The organism is Microlunatus sagamiharensis, assembly GCF_900105785.1.
Taxonomy (GTDB): Bacteria; Actinomycetota; Actinomycetes; order Propionibacteriales; family Propionibacteriaceae; genus Microlunatus; species Microlunatus sagamiharensis.
Genome location: NZ_LT629799.1, coordinates 2,056,449 through 2,075,177, shown reverse-complemented (window position 1 = coordinate 2,075,177; position 18,729 = coordinate 2,056,449). Strand labels below are relative to the sequence as shown.

The following is an 18,729-nucleotide window of genomic DNA, read 5'->3' as shown; positions in this document are numbered from 1 at the left end:
GCGTGGAGGTCTGGACGCGTGGCCAGGTGGTGGCCTCGGCGCCGGACGACGCGTCCCGCCGGGCCGCGCTGCCGCTCGTGTCGAGCCGCGTCTGGTCGGAGTCGGGGCGGGGCGGACCGCTGCTCTGGGGTCGCTGCCGCGGCTCGGCGACGTACGCCGTCGTCGTCGCTCCCGGGCCGGCGCCCGCGCTGAGCGCGACCTGCACCTGCCCGAGCCGCAAGTCGCCCTGCAAGCACGCCCTCGCCCTGCTGCTGCGCTGGGCCGACGGCCTGCTCCCGCCCGGTGAGCGACCCGGCTGGGCGCAGGTGCCGGCGACCGCCGACGGGCCGGGGACCGGCGACGCGGACCGGGTGCCCGACGCCGCCGCGGCCGCCGCGCGCGCCGCCGAGCGCCGCGCCAAGGTCGCGGCCGGGCTGGACGAGCTCGACCGGTGGCTGCTCGACCAGGTGCGCACCGGGCTGTCGGCCTGGGAGCGGCAGCCCTGGGCCCGCGTCGAGGGCGTGGCCGCCCGCATGGTCGACGCCCAGGCCCCCGGGGTCGCCGGGCTGCTGCGCGGCCTGCCGGGCCTGCTCGCGCGCACCGACCAGTCGGCCTGGCCGGCCCGGCTGCTCGAGGCGCTGGCCGGGCTCCACCTGCTCGTCCTCGCGCACCGCGGCCTCGACGCCCTGCCCGCCGACCTCGCCGCCACCGTCCGGTCCCGCATCGGCTACCCCGTGGCCAGGGCGGCCGTGCTGGACGGGCTCGGCGGCCCGTCGGTCGCCGACCGCTGGTCAGCGCTCGGCGCGGTCGACAGCCTGGAGGGACGGCTGGAGTCGCGCCGGGTGTGGCTGTGGGGGAGCGCGAGCCGCCGCTGGGCCCTGCTGCTGAGCTTCGCGGTGCCCGGCTCCGGCCTCGACGACAGCGTGGCCGTCGGGCAGGTCCTCGACGCCACCGCGCACCGCTACCCCGGCGCCGCCGAGCACCGCGTGCTGCTGGAGGAGCGGCGCGAGGCCGACGACACCTCGCCGGACTGGCCGCAGGCGGGGGTCGTCGAGACGCAGCGGGCCTGGGCCGCACAGCTCGCGGCCGACCCCTGGTCGACCCGGATGCCGGCGGTGCTGAGGGCGGTGCCCGTCGTGCCCACCCGCCCGGGCGAGCCCTGGCACCTCGCCGACGCCGACGGCACGGCGGTCCGCCTCCTGCCCGGCGCCACGGAGCCGTGGCCGCTGCTCGCGGCCTCGGGCGGACGTCCGGTCGACGTGTTCGGGGAGTGGGGCCCGAGCGGCTTCCTCGCCGTGCGCGTCCTCCAGCCGGGCTCGGCGCTCGCCGCACCGCGGCTGCTGGAGGTCGCGTGAGCACCGCGGTCGACCTCGTCAACGCCGCCCTGCTCGGCACCGACCGACGTCCGGTCCCGGCTCCCGACGGCGACGACCCCGCCGCCTGGCTGCTCGCCGGCGCCGGGCGTCGGCGCGCCCTGACCCTCGTCGCGGCGGGCACGGCGAGCGTCGCACCGCCCGCACCCGGTCCCGCCCTCGACCGACCCCTCCCGAGCGAGGCCGCCCGGGCCGTGCTCGACGAGCTGCTGGCGAGCGGCTCGGAGCCGCTGGTCGACCTCTGGCTGCGCGAGGCGCTCGACGCGGGCACCGGGCTGGCGCCCGAGCACTGGACGCGGGTGCTCGACAGCGCCCGGCGCGCCTCCCGCCTCGACCGCCGCCGGGTCGGCGCCGCGCTCGGGCCGGGCGGGCTGTGGTTCGCCCGGCACAACCCCGCCTGGTCCGCCCTCGTGCGGGCGGCCGAGGCGGCGGTGGCCGACCCCGGGTCCGAGCCCGCGGACGACCGGCTGACGCCCGACGCCGCGCGGCGGGAGATCGCGGCGCTCGCGACCGGCGCGCTCGGCCCCGCCGCGGCGCGCGCGCAGGGCCAGGGCGTCGGCACCCGCCTGCCGCTCGACGCGTACGACGCGGTGGCGGACGCCGGTCTGGCCGCGGAGGTCCCGTCGGCCCGGGCGGGGCTGTCCGCGGCCGAGGAGGTCCTCTGGGTGCGCTGGGACCTCGCGCACGCCTTCGACCCCGACCGGGTCCCGCCCGAGCGGCGGGCCGTGCCCCTCGCGCCCGACCACGTCCAGACCCGTCCCCACGCCCTCCAGGAGCGCCGATGACCGACACCGCGACCGACCCGGCGAGCGCCGCGGCAGGCGGGCCGGCGGTGCTGCGGCCGCACGCCGAGGTCGCCTTCGCCGCCGAGCTGGCGGCGCTGGAGGCGCACGACGCGGAGGAGGGCCGCCCGCGCCCGCCTCGCTGGCGGCTGTCCCCGTGGTCGGTCGTCACCTACCTCGTCGGTGGCACGCTCGGTGACGGCACGGTCGTCGTCCCCAAGTACATCGGCTCGCGACGCCTCATGGAGGTCGCCGTCGCCACCCTCGTCACCGACCGGGCGCTGCTGCTGCTCGGGCTGCCGGGGACGGCCAAGTCCTGGGTCTCGGAGCACCTGGCGGCGGCGGTGTCGGGCGACTCGACCCTGCTCGTCCAGGGCACCTCGGGCACGGCCGAGGAGTCGATCCGCTACGGCTGGAACTACGCCCGGCTGCTGGCCGAGGGGCCGACGCCGGAGGCGCTCGTCGCCTCGCCGGTGATGGTCGCCATGGAGCGCGGCGCGCTGGCCCGGGTCGAGGAGCTGACCCGCATCCCCTCCGACGTGCAGGACGCGCTGATCACCGTCCTGTCGGAGAAGGTCCTGCCGGTTCCCGAGCTGGGCCGCGAGGTCGCGGCGCGGCCCGGCTTCAACGTCATCGCCACCGCGAACGACCGAGACAAGGGCGTCAACGACCTGTCCTCGGCCCTGCGGCGGCGGTTCAACACGGTGGTCCTGCCGCTCCCGACCGACGTCGAGGACGAGGTCCGCATCGTCACGACGCGCGTCGCCGACCTGACCGCCTCGCTGTCGCTGCCCCCGGTCAGCACCGCGGCCGAGGAGATCGAGCGGGTGGTGACGGTGTTCCGCGAGCTCCGCTCGGGCGTGACCGCCGACGGGCGCACGGCGGTGCGCTCACCCACGGCGACGCTCTCGGCCGCCGAGGCGATCTCGGTCGTCACCAACGGCATCGCGCTGGCCGCGCACTTCGGCGACGGCGTCCTGCGCCCGGCCGACGTCGCCTCGGGCATCGTCGGCGCGGTTGTCAAGGACCCGGTCGCCGACCAGCAGGCCTGGCAGGAGTACCTCGACGTCGTGGTCCGCGAGCGGCCGGGCTGGGGCGCCTTCTACGAGGCGTGCCAGGACCCCGGGTGAGCGCCCGGTGAGCCACGCGGTCTTCGGCGTCCGCCACCACGGGCCGGGCTCGGCCCGCTCGCTCGTCGCGGCCCTCGACGCGTACGACCCCGACTGCGTCCTCGTGGAGGGCCCGCCCGACGCCGACCCGCTGCTGCGCTTCGTCGGCGACCCCGGCCTGGTGCCGCCCGTCGCGCTGCTCGCGTACGCGCCGGAGGAGCCCCGCACCGCGGCCTTCTGGCCCTTCGCGGTGTTCTCGCCCGAGTGGCAGGCGGTCCTCTGGGCGCGCCGGCGCGACGTCGAGGTCGGCTTCTGCGACCTGCCCGCGGCCGTCACGCTCGCGGCGCAGGCGACGACGCTCCTCGACGACGCCCTGGAGGAGGAGCCGGAGGCCGACGCGGCCGAGGAGGGTCCGTCCGCGGTCGACGTGCTGCTCGGCGGTCCCGCGCCCCGCGGCGCCGACGCCGCCGCCCGCCGACGCCTCGCGAGCCGCGACCCGCTCGCCGCGCTCGCCCAGGCCGGTGGCTACGACGACGCCGAGCGCTGGTGGGAGGACGTGGTCGAGGGCCGGACCGACTCCTCCTCGCCCTTCCCGCTCGTCCTCGAGGCGATGGGCGAGCTGCGCCGGCTGGTCGGGCAGCGCCAGGGCCGCCGCGCCGAGGGCGAGGCGCGGCGGGAGGCCACGATGCGCCAGACGATCCGGGCCGCGGGCAAGCGCGGGCGCGAGCGCGTGGCGGTGGTGTGCGGGGCCTGGCACGCCCCCGTCCTCGCCGAGCCGCTCGGCCCGGCGGCGCCGGACGCCCGGGTGCTGCGCGGGGCCGTGAAGCGCAAGGTCGTCTGCACCTGGGTGCCGTGGACGCACCGGCGGCTGGCCGCCTCGAGCGGCTACGGCGCCGGGATCACCTCGCCGGGCTGGTACGCCCACCTCTTCGAGACCCCCGACGCCCCGGTCGTGCGCTGGCTGACCGCGGTCGCCGGCGAGCTGCGCGGGCGCGACCTGCCCGTGTCGAGCGCCTCGGTGATCGAGGCGGTCCGGCTGACCGAGACGCTCGCCACCCTGCGCGGGCGACCGCTGGCCGGGCTCGCGGAGGTCACCGACGCGACCCGTTCGGTGCTCTGCGACGGCGACGAGCTGGCCCTGCGCTTCGTCACCGACCGCCTGGTCGTCGGGGAGCGGCTGGGGGAGGTCCCGCCGGCCGTCCCGACCGTCCCGCTCGAGGCCGACCTGGCCGCGACGACGCGGCGGCTGCGGCTCAAGCGCGAGCCCGCCGCCCGCGCGCTCGACCTCGACCTGCGCCGCGGCATCGACCGCGAGCGCTCGCAGCTCTTCCACCGCCTGCGGCTGCTCGAGCTGGGCTGGGCCGCGCCGGCCACGAGCGAGGTGCAGGCCACCGGCACGTTCCGCGAGACCTGGCGGCTGCAGTGGCACCCCGAGCTCGCGATCACGGTGGTCGAGGCGGCCGTCTGGGGCACCACGGTCGAGGCGGCGGCGACGGCCAAGATCGACTCCGTGGTCGCCGGGCAGAGCCTGGTCGAGCTCGCCCGGACCGTCGAGCGCTGCCTGCTGGCCGCGCTGCCGGAGGCGCTCGAGCGGCTGCTGGGCGCCTGCGCCGACCAGGCCGCGCGCGACGCCGACGTGCTGCACCTCATGGAGGCCCTGCCGGCGCTCGCCCGCGCGGCCCGCTACGGCGACGTGCGCGGCACCGACACCACGACGCTGCGCCAGACGTCGGAGGTGCTCGTGCGGCGCACCTGCGCCGGGCTCGGCCGCGCGACCGCGGGCCTCGACGACGACAGCGCCGTCCGGGTGCGCGACCTGGTCGACGCCGTGCACGCGGCGGTCGGGCTCCTCGCGCAGGAGGGCGCGGACGACGTACGCCGGGAGTGGCTGGAGACGCTGCTCGCCCTGGTCGGGCGGGCGGACCTCGCCCCGCTGCTCCAGGGCCGGCTCACTCGGCTCCTGGTCGACGCCGAGCTCGTGGCCGACGCGCCGGACCGCCTGCACCGGGCGCTGTCGTACGGGAGCCCCGCGGCGGCCAAGGCGGCCTGGGTGGAGGGGTTCTTCACCGACGGCGCGGTCCTGCTCGTGCACGACCCGGCGCTGCGCGGCCTGCTCGACGGCTGGGTCGCCGGGCTGGGCGACGCAGAGTTCGTCGACGTGCTGCCGCTCGTGCGCCGGACCTTCGGCACGTTCTCCCCGGTGCAGCGCCGCTCGCTCGCCCAGCGCCTGGCGCACGGCGACCCCGCGGTCGCGGCTCCGGCCGGGGAACGGTTCGTCGAGCTCGCGGCCCCGGCCCTGGCCACCGTCGAGGCGATCCTGGAGGCGGCCCGTGGCTGAGGACGGGGCAGCGGGCCAGGACGCGCGGGACACCCGCGACCGGCGCTGGCGGCTGCTGCTCGGCGAGCCGGCCGACGAGGCGCTCGACCCCGGCCTGAGCGCCGACGAGGCCCAGATGGACCGGGCGCTGGCCGCGCTCTACGACGCCGACGACCCCGGCGAGGACGGCCGGGTCCGACGGCGCGGCGGCCTGGGGGCCTCGGCCCCCTCGGTCGCGCGCTGGCTCGGCGACATCCGCACCTACTTCCCGACCTCGGTGGTGCAGGTCCTGCAGCGCGACGCCATCGAGCGGCTCGACCTCGCCTCGATGCTGCTGGAGCCCGAGCTGCTCGACTCCGTGCAGCCCGACGTGCACCTGGCCGCGACGCTGGTCGGGCTCAACCGCGTCATGCCCGAGACCACCCGTCGGACCGCACGCGTGGTCGTCGCGCGGGTCGTCGCCGAGATCGAGCGGCGCATCGCCCAGCCGACCCGCAGCGCCGTGCACGGCGCGGTCAACCGGGCGGCCCGCACCCGGCGGCCGCGCCCGCGCGACATCGACTGGGGCGCGACCATCGCCGCGAACCTGCGCCACTACCTCCCCGAGCACCGCACCGTCGTGCCCGAGCGGCTCGTCGGCTACGCCCGGGCGTCACCGGCGGTGACCCGCGACGTCGTCGTGGTGCTCGACCAGTCCGGCTCGATGGCCGAGTCGGTCGTCTTCGGCGCGGTCTTCGCCGCCGTGCTCGCCTCGGTCCGCTCGCTGCGCACGTCGCTGGTCGTCTTCGACACCGAGGTGGTGGACCTGACCCCGCACCTCGACGACGCCGTGGACGTGCTCTTCGGCTGCCAGCTCGGCGGCGGCACCGACATCAACCGGGGGCTCGCGTACGCCGCCGGGCTGGTCCGCCAGCCCGAGGACACGCTCCTGGTCCTCGTCACCGACCTCTTCGAGGGCGGCGACGCCGAGCAGCTGCTGCGCCGGGCCGCCTCGCTGGTCCGCAGCGGCGTGACGCTCGTGGTGCTCCTGGCGCTCAGCGACTCCGGCACCCCCGCGTACGACCACGACCACGCGGCGGCGTTCGAGGCGCTCGGCGTCCCCGCCTTCGCGTGCACCCCCGACGCCTTTCCCGACATGCTCGCCGTCGCCCTGCGCCGCGGCGACGTCGCGGCGTGGGCGGCCGCGCAGCAGGCGGCGCGCGCGACCTGACCGACGTCGGGCACCGATCGCGCGCCGGACCTGTGGACGGCGCGGATTGCGCCTACTCTTCTCCGGGTCCGTTCCGGGGCAGGACGACGATCGAGGAGCCGAGGTGGCAGCAGGACGGGTGGACGACGGCCCCTCCGTCGTCGAGGCGCTGCGCGACGGCGACGCCGACGCGCTGTCGGAGCTCTACGACCGCTGGTCGCCGCTGGTCTACAGCCTGGCCCTCCGCTCGCTCGGCGACGTCGCCGCCGCCGAGGACGTCACCAAGCGCGTCTTCACCCAGCTCTGGACGTCCCGCGGGACCTTCGACCCCGCCCGCTCGTCCTTCTCGGCCTGGCTGGTCGAGCTGGCCTGCGCCCGGATCGGCGAGCTCGAGCAAGGGGGCTCCACGGCGCCGGTCGGCCCGGGTAGCGTGGAGAAGTTGTCCGAAGGAGAGTCTGGATCGATGGCTCTGGCCGAACGGTTGTTGTTGGCGGACGAGCTGGGACACCTCGACCCGGAGCCCCAGCGGGTGCTGCGGCTCGTGCTCGACGACGTGAGCCCGGCCGAGATCGCGGAACGGACAGGGATGTCGCTCGAGGACGTGAAGAGCCAGGTGGCCAGCAGCCTGGTCCAGCTCAGGCAGCGGTGGGAGGTGGCGGGCGATGCACACTGACCCGGAGCTGCTCGCCCTGCTCGCGCTCGGCGAGGAGGGCGGCACCGAGGCCGACCGGGCCCACGTGGCGTCGTGCCGCGTCTGCGCCGCCGAGCTCGAGGAGCTGCGCCACGTCGTGGTCCTCGCCCGCGAGGCCGCCGACGTAGCGATCAGCGACCCCGACCCCCGGGTCTGGGACGCGATCCGCAGCGAGATCCGCAGCGGGACGGACGGCCGCGACGAGCTCAGCGTGCGCACGCACCTCCGTGGGGTCGGGGAGGCGTGGGCGCGGGCCTCGGCCGACGCCTCGCTCGAGACCGACGAGCACGGGCGCCGCGTCCTGCAGGTGACGCTCGACGCCGACCTGCCCGACTCCGGTCTGCGCCAGGCCTGGCTCGTGCACCGCGACGACCCGCGGCAGCGCCAGACGCTGGGCGTGCTCGACGGCCGGCACGGGCTGTGGACGGTCGCCCACGCGATCGACCTGACCCAGTTCGCGATCCTCGACATCTCCCAGCAGAGCTTCGGGAGCACGGAGCACTCGGGCGACTCGATCGTCCGCGGCGAGCTCGTCCCCGCCGCCTGAGCCGGCGTGCGGTCCGCGGCGCACCCCCGACGGGCCACCGCGCTGGCCGGCGCCCTGCTCGCGGTGCTGCTCGTGGGCGGTTGGGTCGCCTCCGCGCAGCTGCGCGGCCCCGGCGAGGTGCCCGCGCCGGCGGTCGTCGTGACCCCGAGCCCGGCGCCGACGCCGGGCCCGACCGCGGCGCAGCCCACCGCACCGCGACCGGGTCGCGCGTACCCGGTCCGTGACCTGGGTCCGCTGGGCGACCGCAGCCACCTCGTCACCCTCCGCGGGAACGCCGAGCTGCGCTACGGCCGCGCGCCCGGCGGCGCGACGCGGCTGCACTTCATCTGCACCGGCTGCGACGCCGACACCTGGCTCTCGGCCCTGGTGGACGGGCGTGCCGCCGGGCCCGGGCGCCTCGACGACCCGGCGTACGCGACGGCGGCGCTCGACACGGCACCGGTGGCCGGGGCCGACCGGGGGAGCCGGCTGCTGGTCAGGGCCCCGTCGACGGCGGAGTGGACGGTGACGCTGACGCCCTTCGACGAGGTGCCGGTCCACACGGCGGGCTTCGACAGCCTGGGTGACGACGTGGTCGCCGTCCAGGCGCCGGGCCTGCTGCTCGTCACGTGCCCGGGTCCGTCGCGGGTGACGGTGCTCGCGCGGGCGTCGAAGACGGCGGCGTACGTGGTGGTCGCCGACGAGCGGCACGACGGGGGACCGCAGGAGGTGGCCGCCGTGGCCGGCGCCGACCGGCGGGTGCTCGCGGTCACCTGCGGCGGCCGGTGGTCGCTGGCGGTGCCCTGAGACGGGCTCTCCGGCACGCGCCGACACCGGCCTGACCACCGAGGGCGCGTGAGAGCATGCAGGGCGTGAGCGCCGTCCCCTCTGTGTCGTACTCGATCACCGTCCGGCTGGAGGTGCCCGCGGGCGGCACGTCGGTCAGCCAGCTGACCACCGCCGTGGAGCAGGCGGGCGGCATCGTGACCGCCCTCGACGTCACCGCCTCGGGCCACGAGCGGCTCCGGATGGACGTCACCGTGGCCGCGCGCGACACCAACCACGCCGACGAGATCGTCGACGTGATGGCGGCGGTCCCCGGCGTCGTCATCGGCAAGGTCAGCGACCGGACCTTCCTCATGCACCTCGGCGGCAAGATCGAGATGCAGACCAAGCACCCGATCCGCAACCGCGACGACCTGTCGATGATCTACACCCCCGGCGTGGCCCGGGTGTGCCTGGCGATCGCCAAGAACAAGGACGACGCCCGGCGCCTGACGGTCAAGCGCAACTCGATCGCGGTCATCTCCGACGGCTCGGCGGTCCTCGGTCTCGGCAACATCGGTCCGGAGGCCGCGCTGCCGGTGATGGAGGGCAAGGCGGCGCTGTTCAAGCGGTTCGCCGGCATCGACGCCTGGCCGCTGGTCCTCGACACCCAGGACGTCGACGAGATCATCACCGTGGCGAAGGCGGTCGCGCCGGGCTTCGCCGGGATCAACCTCGAGGACATCTCCGCGCCGCGCTGCTTCGAGGTCGAGCGCCGGCTGCGCGAGCAGCTGGACATCCCCGTCTTCCACGACGACCAGCACGGCACCGCGATCGTCGTCCTGGCCGCGCTCTACAACGCCCTGCGCGTCGTCGGCAAGCACATCACCGACGTCCGCATCGTCATGTCGGGCGCCGGCGCGGCGGGCACGGCCATCATCAAGCTCCTGCTCGCCGCCGGCGCGGGCGACATCGTCGTGGCCGACATCGAGGGCGTCGTGCACCGCAGCCGCGACGGCCTGGTGGGGGAGCTGCTCTGGCTCGCCGAGCACACCAACCGCCTCGACGTCACCGGCTCGCTGCGCGAGGCCGTGGCCGGGGCGGACGTGTTCATCGGCGTGTCCGCGCCCAACGTGCTCCGCGGCGAGGACGTCGCGACCATGGCCGACCAGGCCATCGTCTTCGCGCTGGCCAACCCCGAGCCCGAGGTCGACCCCGCCGAGGCGGCCCGCCACGCCGCGGTGGTCGCCACCGGCCGCTCGGACTTCCCCAACCAGATCAACAACGTCCTGGCCTTCCCCGGCGTCTTCCGCGGCCTGCTCGACGCGCAGTCCTCCGAGATCACCGAGACGATGCTCCTGGCCGCCGCCCGCGCGCTGGCGGGCGTGGTCTCCGACGCGGAGCTGAACGCCGCCTACATCACCCCGAGCGTCTTCAACCCCGACGTGCACACGGCGGTGGCCGCCGCCGTGCGCAAGGCCGCCGGCGGCCCGGCCGAGCTCCCGGTCGACCCCGACGCCGCGGACGCCGAAGTCACGGTGTGACCGCGGCCCCCACGCTGACCGGACCGTCGCGGGCACCAGCGGGCCGGGCCGCGCGTGCCGCCGTGACCGGCGCGGCGGTCGTCGCGGTCGCCGTGCACCTGTGGGGGCTCTACCGCGACGCCGGCCCGCCGTCGGCGCCGTGGTTCCCGAACGCGGACAAGGCCGAGCACCTGGTGGGCTTCGGGCTGCCCTGCTTCCTCGTCCTGCTCGCGCTGCACCTGCACGCCCTCGCGGCCGGGCGCCGGCTGCGCGGGCGCACCATCGCCCTCGTCGTCGGGCTGTTCGTCCTGCACGCGGTGGTCAGCGAGGTGGTCCAGGGCGTCGCGTACACGACCCGCTCGGGCGACCCGTACGACGCGCTGGCCGACCTCGCCGGCACCGCGCTCGGGCTGCTCGGCCACCTGCTGGTCCGGCGGCGGGGAGGACGCCGTGGCTGAGCGCCGGCCGCGGCCGGGCGACCTCCTGGTCGCGAGCGTGCTCCTGGCCGACGGCGTCTTCAACGCCACCGTCGTGCTCGTCCTCGACGCCGACGGCGACGGCGCGCTCGGCGTGGTGCTGAACGAGGTGTCACCGACCGCGCTCGACGCGGTGCTGCCCGACTGGGTCTCCGTCGTCTCCGAGCCCCGGCTGCTCTTCCACGGCGGCCCCGTCTCGCCCAACGGGGCCATCTGCCTGGCCAAGGTGCGCACCAGCGGCGAGGAGCCGCCCGGCTGGCGGCGGCTGTTCGGCGACGTGGGGCTGCTGCACCTGGACACGCCCGTCGAGATCGTCACGGGCGCGTACGACGACCTCCGCATCTTCGCGGGGTACGCGGGCTGGGGCGCCGGTCAGCTCGAGGCGGAGATCGAGGAGGGCATGTGGCACGTGGTCGACGCCGAGGCCGGTGACGTCTTCGGCGAGGAGCCCCTCGAGCTCTGGCGGGCCGTGCTCCGCCGCCAGCGCGGTCCCCTGGCCGTCTTCTCCACCTGGAGCGAGGACCCGGCGCAGAACTGAGCGTCGACGGGCCTGGCGCGAGGCGCCGCACGTAGGATGAGCGCGCAGCCGGCCGGGCGCGACGGGGCGCCCAAGCTGGGCCGGGCTGGTGACGCTCAGAAAGGGCTGTGAGTGTTCGAGGGCGTGGCAGGCGGCTCGACCGCAGGTTCGACCGACCAGAACGAGCCGGGGTCCGCGCGCCCACGGGTGCTGGTGGTCGACGACGACGCCGCGCTGGCCGAGATGCTGTCGATCGTGCTGCGCAACGAGGGCTTCGAGCCGTTCTGGTGCGCGTACGGGGACAAGGCGCTCGCGTCGTTCCGGGAGAACCACCCCGACCTCGTGCTCCTCGACGTGATGCTCCCCGGGCGTGAGGGGGTCGACGTCTGCCGCGACATCCGCGCCGAGTCCGGCGTCCCGATCGTCATGCTCACGGCCAAGACCGACACCGTCGACGTCGTCGCCGGGCTCGAGGCCGGCGCGGACGACTACGTCTCCAAGCCCTTCAAGGCCAAGGAGCTCGTCGCCCGCATCCGCACCCGGCTGCGCCGCCTGCCGACCGCGGTGGAGGAGGGCGAGGCCGACACCCTCCCCGTCGGCGACCTGACGATCAGCGTGGACGGCCACTCCGTCAAGCGCGACGGGACGCAGATCGCCCTGACGCCGCTGGAGTTCGACCTGCTGCTGGCGCTGGCCCGCCGCCCGTGGCAGGTATTCAGCCGCGAGGTCCTGCTCGAGCAGGTCTGGGGCTACCGGCACGCCGCGGACACCCGGCTGGTCAACGTGCACGTGCAGCGGCTGCGCTCCAAGATCGAGCGCGACCCCGAGCACCCCGAGATCGTGGTGACGGTCCGTGGCATCGGTTACAAGGCCGGCGAGCCCGTCCGCGCCTGAGGTGCCGGCCGGGCTCGGTGCCGTCGGCGATACCCTCCAGGGCGGTCCGGGGACGCAGCTCGCCGGGCGCCTCCGCGCTGTCGCCCGCGGGGGCTGGTGGCGCAGCCCGCTGGGGCTGTGGTCGCGCTCCCTCCCGCTGCGCGTGACCTCGACGGTCTTCCTCGCCTCGGTCGTGGTGCTCGTGCTCGGCGGGCTGCTGCTCATGCAGCAGGCGACGAGCGGCGTGCTCAACGGCAAGCGCGAGAGCGCGGCCAACGAGGCCCGCCAGGCCGTCAACACCGCCCAGGCCCAGCTCAACGCGACCGACCTGTCCGGGGAGGTCAACGTCGACAAGCTGCTCTACGACCTGGCGTACGGCTTCGCGGGCCGCTCCGGGGGCAGCGAGCAGTACCAGGTGATCATCCTGGCGCGCGGCCAGACGATCACCGCCGGCAGCGCCACGTCGGACAGCATCCCGACCGCCTTGCGCGCGCAGGTCGACGCCGGCTCCTCCGACCTGCTCATCACCCCGACCCAGGTGTTCTACGACGACGGCCGCCCGCCGGTGGCGGGCCTCGCCGCGGGCTCGGGGCTCACGCTGCCCGGCACCGGCCGCTACGCCATCTACCTCGTCTTCCCGCTGACCCAGGAGGTCTCGACCCTCGCGGTGCTGCAGACCGCCGTGGTCAGCACGGGTGCGGTGCTGGTGCTCATGCTGACCCTCATCGCCGCCCTGGTCGCGCGCCAGGTCGTCACCCCGGTCCGCGAGGCGGCCCGCGCGGCGGAGAACCTCGCCTCGGGCAACCTGCACGACCGCATGCGCGTCCGCGGCCAGGACGACGTCGCGCTGCTCGCCACGTCGATGAACAACATGGCCGCGGAGATGGAGAAGCAGATCACCACGCTGTCGGAGCTGTCGCAGGTGCAGCAGCGCTTCGTCTCCGACGTCAGCCACGAGCTCCGCACCCCCTTGACGACGGTGCGGATGGCCGCGGAGGTGCTGCACGACGCGCGCGACGACTTCGACCCGATCGCCGCCCGCTCGGCGGAGCTGCTGCAGACCGAGCTGGACCGCTTCGAGCTGCTGCTCAACGACCTGCTCGAGATCTCCCGCTTCGACGCCGGCGCGGCGACGCTCACGCCGGTGGGGACCGACCTGCGCAGCATCGTCGAGCGCGTGGTCGACGCGCAGGAGCCGCTCGCGCGGGCGTACGCGGTCCGCGTCGGCATCCACGCCGAGGGCGACACGACCGCCGAGGTGGACGTCCGCCGGATCGAGCGCATCCTGCGCAACCTGATGACGAACGCCATCGAGCACAGCGAGGGCCGCCCCGTCGACGTGCTGCTGGCCGGCGACGAGGAGGCGGTCGCCGTGGCCGTCCGCGACCACGGCGTCGGCTTCGAGGCCAGCCAGGCCAAGCAGGTCTTCCTCCGCTTCTGGCGGGCCGACCCGGCCCGGGCGCGCACCGTCGGCGGCACCGGCCTGGGCCTGGCCATCTCCATGGAGGACGCCAACCTGCACGGCGGCTGGCTGACCGCGTGGGGGCGCCCGGGCCTGGGGGCGCAGTTCCGGTTGACGGTGCCGCGCCAGGCCGGCGGGGTGCTGCAGACGTCGCCGCTGCCCATGGCGCCGCGCGACCTGCCCCTCGTCCCGGTGCCCGTCCTCGAGGACGAGGAGCCGGTCGAGGACCAGGTCCCCGTGGACGGCCCGAGCTCGGTCGGCGCGCTCGCCGGGACCGGCTGGCAGCCCGGACGGGGGCCGTCGTGAGGCGCACGGGCCGGACCGGGCTGACCGGGCTGGTCGTGGCCTTGACGCTGCTGCTCGCCGGCTGCGTCGGCGTGCCGACCTCGGGCCGGGTCGAGCGGGTGCAGGGCCAGGAGCAGGCCTGCCAGAACTGCGTGAACGTCGAGGTCTCGCCGCCCTCGCCGGGCGACGACCCGCGCCAGGTCGTGGAGGGCTTCCTGCGCGCGAACGCCTACTACCAGTCGGGCTACTCCGTCGCCAAGCAGTACCTCACCCGCGAGGCGGCGCAGGACTGGAAGCCGGAGACGGGCGCCACGGTCTACGACCTCGACGCGGTGAGCGTCAAGGACGACCAGGTCAGCCTCAGCGGCCGCACGCTCGGCACCCTGGCCGCGGACCGCTCGTACCAGGCGCGCGGCGGGGACTTCGCGCAGACCTTCACCGTCTCCCGCCAGGACGGGGAGTGGCGCATCGCCACCCCGCCGGCGGGGCTGCTCGTCGCCGACTACGCCTTCGACCGCAGCTACGCCACCTACGACCTCTACTTCCTCGCCAACGGGCGTCCGAGCGACCAGCCGGGCGCGGTGCAGAGCCCGGTCCTGGTGCCGGACCCGATCTGGCTGCCCCAGTTCCGCAACCCCGGTCGCGTGGCGTCGGCCCTGGTCAAGGCGCTGCTGACCGGGCCCACCTCCTGGCTGGCGCCCGCGGTGACGACCGCGATCCCGCCGGGCACCACGCTCAGCGTCGACTCGGTGACCATCACCGACGGCGTCGCCTCCGTCGCGCTCAGCGACGCGGTGCTCTCCCTGCCCGACGCGCAGCGCTCGCTGCTCGCGGCGCAGATCGTCTACACGCTCAAGGACGCCCTGGCCGTGCGCGGCGTGCTCATCACGGTCAACCAGCAGGGGTTCCGGGTGCCGGAGAGCGACCCGACGACGCTCGTGGTGCCGACGACGGCGATCTCCAGCCAGCTCGACCCGGTGAGCCCCAACGCGGGCAACCAGCTCTACGTCGTCCAGGCCGGCAAGGTCGCCCTGGCCGACGGCTCCACCGGCGAGCTGCGTCCCTTCAGCGGCGACCTCGGCAGCACCTCGATCTCCTCGCTGGCGGTGTCGGTCACCGACACCGACCTGGCCGCGGTCACCGACGGGCGGACGCGGCTCGTGGAGGCGACGACGGCCGGGGCCGGCACCAAGGCCCGCACGGTGCTGTCCGGCGTCACCGACCTGAGCCGTCCGCAGTTCACGCGGTTCGGCGAGCTGTGGGCGCTGGGGCGCCAGGGCGGGCGCCAGCAGCTGTGGCGCATCGCCGACGGCGCCAAGCCGGTGCTCGCCCCCGACCTCGACGGCCGCGACATCACCGCGTTCAGCTTCTCGCCCGACGGCGTACGGGTGGCCTTCATCGAGCGGGTCCGGGGCGGCCAGCGGCTGCTCGTCGGCCACGTCGACCGCGGCGACGGGGTGGAGGTCAAGGGGGTGCGCGAGCTCGACACCCGCCAGTCCGACAGCCCGCAGCTGACCCAGCTCAAGGACCTGGCCTGGCTCGACGCCACCCACGTGATGGTCCTGGGCGCGGCGACGGCCAAGGACACCGCGGGGCCGTACGCGGTCAGCGAGGACGCCTCGTCGGTCGTCGGGCAGGGGGAGGCCCTGGCCTGGAACCCGGTCGAGGTCGCCGTGCTGCTGCGGACGCAGTCGGCGATCGTCCGCAGCCAGAACGGGCAGACCTGGCGCGACCAGGGGACCACGTGGGTGCCGTTCGTCAAGGACGTGGACGCGGTCGCCTACCCGGGCTGACGCCCGCTGAGCAGCCCTGCTGAGGACGAGGCCGTGCCGGACGTCCACAGGGCGGGCCCGGCGGGGCTGCGCGCCGTCCACAGGGCGGGCGGGGACCGGCCTGTCGCGGGTCCGCGTCCCGATGCTCCTCGTGTGACCCACCCGACCGCCGCCGGCTGGCGCGACGCCGCCGGCGACCTCCTCCTCGGCGCGCGCTGCCACGGCTGCGGCCGTCCGGCCTGGACCCTGTGCGACGGCTGCCGCGCCGACCTGGCGGCCCTGCGACCGGCCCCGCGGGCGCCCGACCCCTGCCCGGACGGCTTCCCGCGCACCTGGTCGGCGGGACCGTACGGCCGGCTCGCCCGCAACCTGGTGAGCGCGCACAAGGAGCGCTCGGCGCTCGGGCTGACCACGCTGCTCGGGGAGGCGCTCGCCCTCGCCGTGCTGGGGCTGCTCGACGAGAGCGGGCTGCTCGACGGCGGGGGAGGCGACGCCGCGCCCGTCCACCTGGTGCCGGTCCCGTCGGCGCGGAGCGCGGTCCGGGCGCGCGGCTTCGACGCTGGGCTCGCACTGGCCCGGGCGGCGGCCCGTCGGCTCCCGCGGGCACGGGCGGCGCCGCTGCTGGTGCCGGCGCGCCGGGTGGCCGACCAGAGCGGCCTCGGGGCGCTCGAGAGGCACGCGAACCTCGCCGGTGCGTTCCGACTGCGGCGCCGCTGGTGGTCGCACCCGGACCGTCGTGGTCCGGCCGCCGGACGGGGCGTCGTGGTGGTCGTCGACGACGTCGTGACCAGCGGCGCGAGCCTGGTCGAGGCCGTCCGCGCGCTGGAGGCGGGCGGGGTCGAGGTGCTCGGGGCGGCCACCGTGGCCGCGACCGTGCGGCGCCACCGGGCGAGCGGTCCGGACGCCCCCACCTCCTGGGCGGTCTCCGGATGGGTCTAACGTCTGTTCATGGCGCCCCTGCTCCAGAACGGCACCGGAACCGACCGCCAGGTCGGTCCGTGCTCCTGGATGCGGGGGCTTCGTGCTGCCCGGCACCGTGGCCGGACCGAGCCCGCGGCGACGGGCCAGCCCAGCCACCGCCAGTCCGTGTCCCCGAGGAGAGGCGAAGTCTGATGGATGTTGTCGTGAAGAGCCGGCACTGCACGGTGGCGGACGAGTTCCGCGCGCTGGTCGAGGAAAAGCTCGCCCGGCTCGAGAAGCTCGACGACCGGGTCATCCGGGTCGAGGTCGAGGTCACCGAGGAACGGAACAAGCGGCAGCACGACCAGGCGCACTGCGTCGAGATCACCCTGAGGAGCAAGGGCCCGGTCGTCCGGGCCGAGGCGGCCAGCACCGACAAGACCGCCGCGCTGGACATGGCGCTGGACCGCGTGATGGCCCAGCTGCGCAAGGCCGCCGACCGCAAGAAGGTCCACCGCGGCCAGCACGCCCCCGCCTCGCTCCGCGTGGCCACGCCGCCCGACCTCGGGTCGGGGCCCGACCAGGACGGCCCCGAGGACGAGAGCGACACCCGCGTCGTCGCCGGCATGCAGGTCCAGGGCGACGGGCCCCTCGTCGTGCGGGAGAAGCAGCACGCCGCCGAGCCGATGACGCTCGACCAGGCGTTGCTCGCCATGGAGCTGGTGGGGCACGACTTCTTCCTCTACGTCGACGCCGACCACGAGCACCGCCCGAGCGTCGTCTACCGCCGCCACGGCTACGACTACGGCGTGATCCGCCTCGAGACGTCCGAGGCCGTCGCGCACGCCGGCTGAGCGTCGCGCGTCCCGGCCGGGTCACCCGGCCGGGACGCGCCCTCGCCCGGCTATCGGAGCCGACCACTAGCCTCACGCGGGTGCCGCCGGAACGTCTGAGCCCCGCCCTCGCCCGCCGGGTCGTCCTGGCCGCGCAGGGCTTCGGGCGACGCCCGCTCGAGCGGCCCGTGGGGCTGCGCGACGTGGCTGGGCTGGCGAGGCGGCTCGGGCAGTTCCAGATCGACTCGATCAACGTCGTGACCCGCGCGCACTTCGTCCCCGCGTACTCGCGCCTCGGGCCGTACGACCCGGCGCTGCTGGAGCGCGCCGCGTTCGCCGCGCCCCGCCAGATGTTCGAGTACTGGGGGCACGCGGCGAGCCTGCTCGACGTCGAGCTGCAGCCGCTGCTGCGCTTCCGGATGAACGAGGGTGCGCACTCGTGGGGCGGGGTCGACCGGGTCGCCCGGGAGAACCCGGCGCTGGTCGAGCACGTGCGCCGCGAGGTCGCCGATCGCGGCCCGGTGAGCGCCCGGCAGCTCGAGGCCGAGCAGCAGGGTGACCGCGACCGCAGCCACTGGGGCTGGAACTGGTCGGCGGCCAAGACCGTGCTCGAGTGGCTCTTCTACGTCGGCGAGGTGACCTCCGCCCGCCGCAACGCGCAGTTCGAGCGCGTCTACGACCTGCCCGAGCGGGTGCTGCCCGCCCACGTCCTGGCGCAGCCGACGCCGACGGTGGAGGAGTCGGTCCGCGGCCTCGTCCGGCGGGCCGCGGCCGCGCTCGGCGTGGCCACCGAACCCGCCCTGCGCGACTACTTCCGGACCCGTCCGGCCGCGACCCAGCAGGCCGTGGCCGAGCTCGTCTCCTCCGGCGAGCTGGTGCCCGTCCAGGTCGGCGTGGCGAAGGGGTCCTGGTACCTGTGGCACGAGGCGCGCCTCCCGCGGCGGCTGGAGGCCCGCGCGCTGCTGAGCCCCTTCGACTCGCTCGTCTTCGAGCGGGCACGGCTCGAGGCGCTCTTCGACTTCGCCTACCGCATCGAGATCTACGTGCCCGAGCCCAGGCGCGCGTACGGCTACTACGTCTACCCGTTCCTGCTCGGGGACCGGTTCGTGGCCCGCGTCGACCTCAAGGCCGACCGGGCGCGCGGGGTCCTGCGCGTCGTGTCCGCCTGGGCGGAGGACCCGGCCCTGCACGGCCGGGAGAGCGTCGAGGTGGCCGAGGAGCTCGCGGCCGAGCTGGCCTCGATGGCCGCCTGGCAGGGCCTCTCCGCGGTCGAGGTGCTCCCGCGCGGAGACCTCGCCGAGGCCCTCGACGCGGCCGTGCGCCGGGGCTGACCGCGGCCCCCTCCGACCGGCCTCCT

Annotated in this window: 17 protein-coding genes; all 17 read left to right on the top strand. The window is 76.0% G+C overall.

All coding sequences use genetic code 11. The features are described 5' to 3' along the window. Positions 1-2: 2 nt before the first annotated feature. The 17 genes from BLU42_RS09420 to BLU42_RS09340 all read left to right on the top strand — a co-directional run bounded on the left by BLU42_RS09420 (position 3) and on the right by BLU42_RS09340 (position 18,703). Positions 3-1,334 carry an SWIM zinc finger family protein gene (locus BLU42_RS09420; RefSeq protein ID WP_172825776.1) on the top strand — a complete coding sequence of 444 codons (1,332 nt, stop codon included), beginning with the start codon at positions 3-5 and terminating at the stop codon, positions 1,332-1,334. After that, positions 1,331-2,137, top strand: coding sequence for a DUF5691 domain-containing protein (locus tag BLU42_RS09415; RefSeq protein WP_091074212.1), 807 nt, complete (start codon positions 1,331-1,333; stop codon positions 2,135-2,137). Before BLU42_RS09420 ends, BLU42_RS09415 begins: the two co-directional genes overlap by 4 nt. Beyond that, positions 2,134-3,264, top strand: a complete 1,131-nt coding sequence (locus BLU42_RS09410; protein ID WP_091074211.1) for an ATP-binding protein — start codon at positions 2,134-2,136, stop codon at positions 3,262-3,264. The genes BLU42_RS09415 and BLU42_RS09410 overlap by 4 nt, the downstream gene beginning before the upstream one ends. Positions 3,265-3,271: 7 nt before the next feature. Further along, complete coding sequence (locus BLU42_RS09405) at positions 3,272-5,581, top strand: DUF5682 family protein (RefSeq protein WP_091074210.1); 2,310 nt, start codon at positions 3,272-3,274, stop codon at positions 5,579-5,581. Beyond that, positions 5,574-6,770, top strand: coding sequence for a VWA domain-containing protein (locus BLU42_RS09400; protein WP_231918532.1), 1,197 nt, complete (start codon positions 5,574-5,576; stop codon positions 6,768-6,770). The genes BLU42_RS09405 and BLU42_RS09400 overlap by 8 nt, the downstream gene beginning before the upstream one ends. Positions 6,771-6,873: 103 nt before the next feature. Next, a complete protein-coding gene (locus BLU42_RS09395; RefSeq protein WP_157719904.1) occupies positions 6,874-7,422 on the top strand; it encodes a sigma-70 family RNA polymerase sigma factor in 549 nt (182 codons plus the stop codon). Then, on the top strand, positions 7,412-7,987 hold the full coding sequence (locus tag BLU42_RS09390) for a hypothetical protein (protein ID WP_091074208.1): 576 nt from the start codon (positions 7,412-7,414) through the stop codon (positions 7,985-7,987). Before BLU42_RS09395 ends, BLU42_RS09390 begins: the two co-directional genes overlap by 11 nt. A gap of 6 nt (positions 7,988-7,993) precedes the next feature. Continuing rightward, complete coding sequence (locus tag BLU42_RS09385) at positions 7,994-8,773, top strand: hypothetical protein (protein WP_091074207.1); 780 nt, start codon at positions 7,994-7,996, stop codon at positions 8,771-8,773. A 65-nt stretch (positions 8,774-8,838) separates the two neighbouring features. Next, positions 8,839-10,275 carry an NAD-dependent malic enzyme gene (locus BLU42_RS09380; protein ID WP_091080008.1) on the top strand — a complete coding sequence of 479 codons (1,437 nt, stop codon included), beginning with the start codon at positions 8,839-8,841 and terminating at the stop codon, positions 10,273-10,275. 62 nt (positions 10,276-10,337) lie between these two features. Next, positions 10,338-10,712, top strand: coding sequence for a VanZ family protein (locus tag BLU42_RS09375; protein ID WP_157719903.1), 375 nt, complete (start codon positions 10,338-10,340; stop codon positions 10,710-10,712). Further along, the gene (locus tag BLU42_RS09370) at positions 10,705-11,268 is read left to right on the top strand and encodes a YqgE/AlgH family protein (RefSeq protein WP_091074205.1); all 564 of its coding nucleotides are present in this window, start codon (positions 10,705-10,707) and stop codon (positions 11,266-11,268) included. The genes BLU42_RS09375 and BLU42_RS09370 overlap by 8 nt, the downstream gene beginning before the upstream one ends. A gap of 123 nt (positions 11,269-11,391) precedes the next feature. Continuing rightward, entirely contained in the window at positions 11,392-12,141 is a 750-nt protein-coding gene (mtrA, locus tag BLU42_RS09365) for an MtrAB system response regulator MtrA (RefSeq protein WP_197680784.1), read from the top strand. A 1-nt stretch (position 12,142) separates the two neighbouring features. Next, complete coding sequence (gene mtrB / locus BLU42_RS09360; protein WP_091074204.1) at positions 12,143-13,888, top strand: MtrAB system histidine kinase MtrB; 1,746 nt, start codon at positions 12,143-12,145, stop codon at positions 13,886-13,888. After that, positions 13,885-15,660, top strand: a complete 1,776-nt coding sequence (locus BLU42_RS20855) for a GerMN domain-containing protein (protein WP_172825775.1) — start codon at positions 13,885-13,887, stop codon at positions 15,658-15,660. The genes mtrB and BLU42_RS20855 overlap by 4 nt, the downstream gene beginning before the upstream one ends. Before the next feature lie 132 nt (positions 15,661-15,792). Continuing rightward, positions 15,793-16,578, top strand: a complete 786-nt coding sequence (locus BLU42_RS09350) for a ComF family protein (RefSeq protein WP_091074202.1) — start codon at positions 15,793-15,795, stop codon at positions 16,576-16,578. Between the two features lie 173 nt (positions 16,579-16,751). Beyond that, entirely contained in the window at positions 16,752-17,393 is a 642-nt protein-coding gene (gene hpf / locus BLU42_RS09345; RefSeq protein ID WP_091074201.1) for a ribosome hibernation-promoting factor, HPF/YfiA family, read from the top strand. A gap of 80 nt (positions 17,394-17,473) precedes the next feature. Further along, positions 17,474-18,703: a winged helix-turn-helix domain-containing protein gene (locus BLU42_RS09340; RefSeq protein WP_231918531.1), complete on the top strand. Its 1,230-nt coding sequence runs from the start codon at positions 17,474-17,476 to the stop codon at positions 18,701-18,703. Positions 18,704-18,729 lie beyond the last annotated feature (26 nt).

Bases quoted from the DNA above. Each gene is read 5' to 3' on its own strand.
- BLU42_RS09410 (WP_091074211.1), top strand. From the start codon at position 2,134: ATGACCGACACCGCGACCGACCCGGCGAGCGCCGCGGCAGGCGGGCCG.
- hpf (WP_091074201.1), top strand. From the start codon at position 16,752: ATGGATGTTGTCGTGAAGAGCCGGCACTGCACGGTGGCGGACGAGTTC.
- BLU42_RS09390 (WP_091074208.1), top strand. From the start codon at position 7,412: ATGCACACTGACCCGGAGCTGCTCGCCCTGCTCGCGCTCGGCGAGGAG.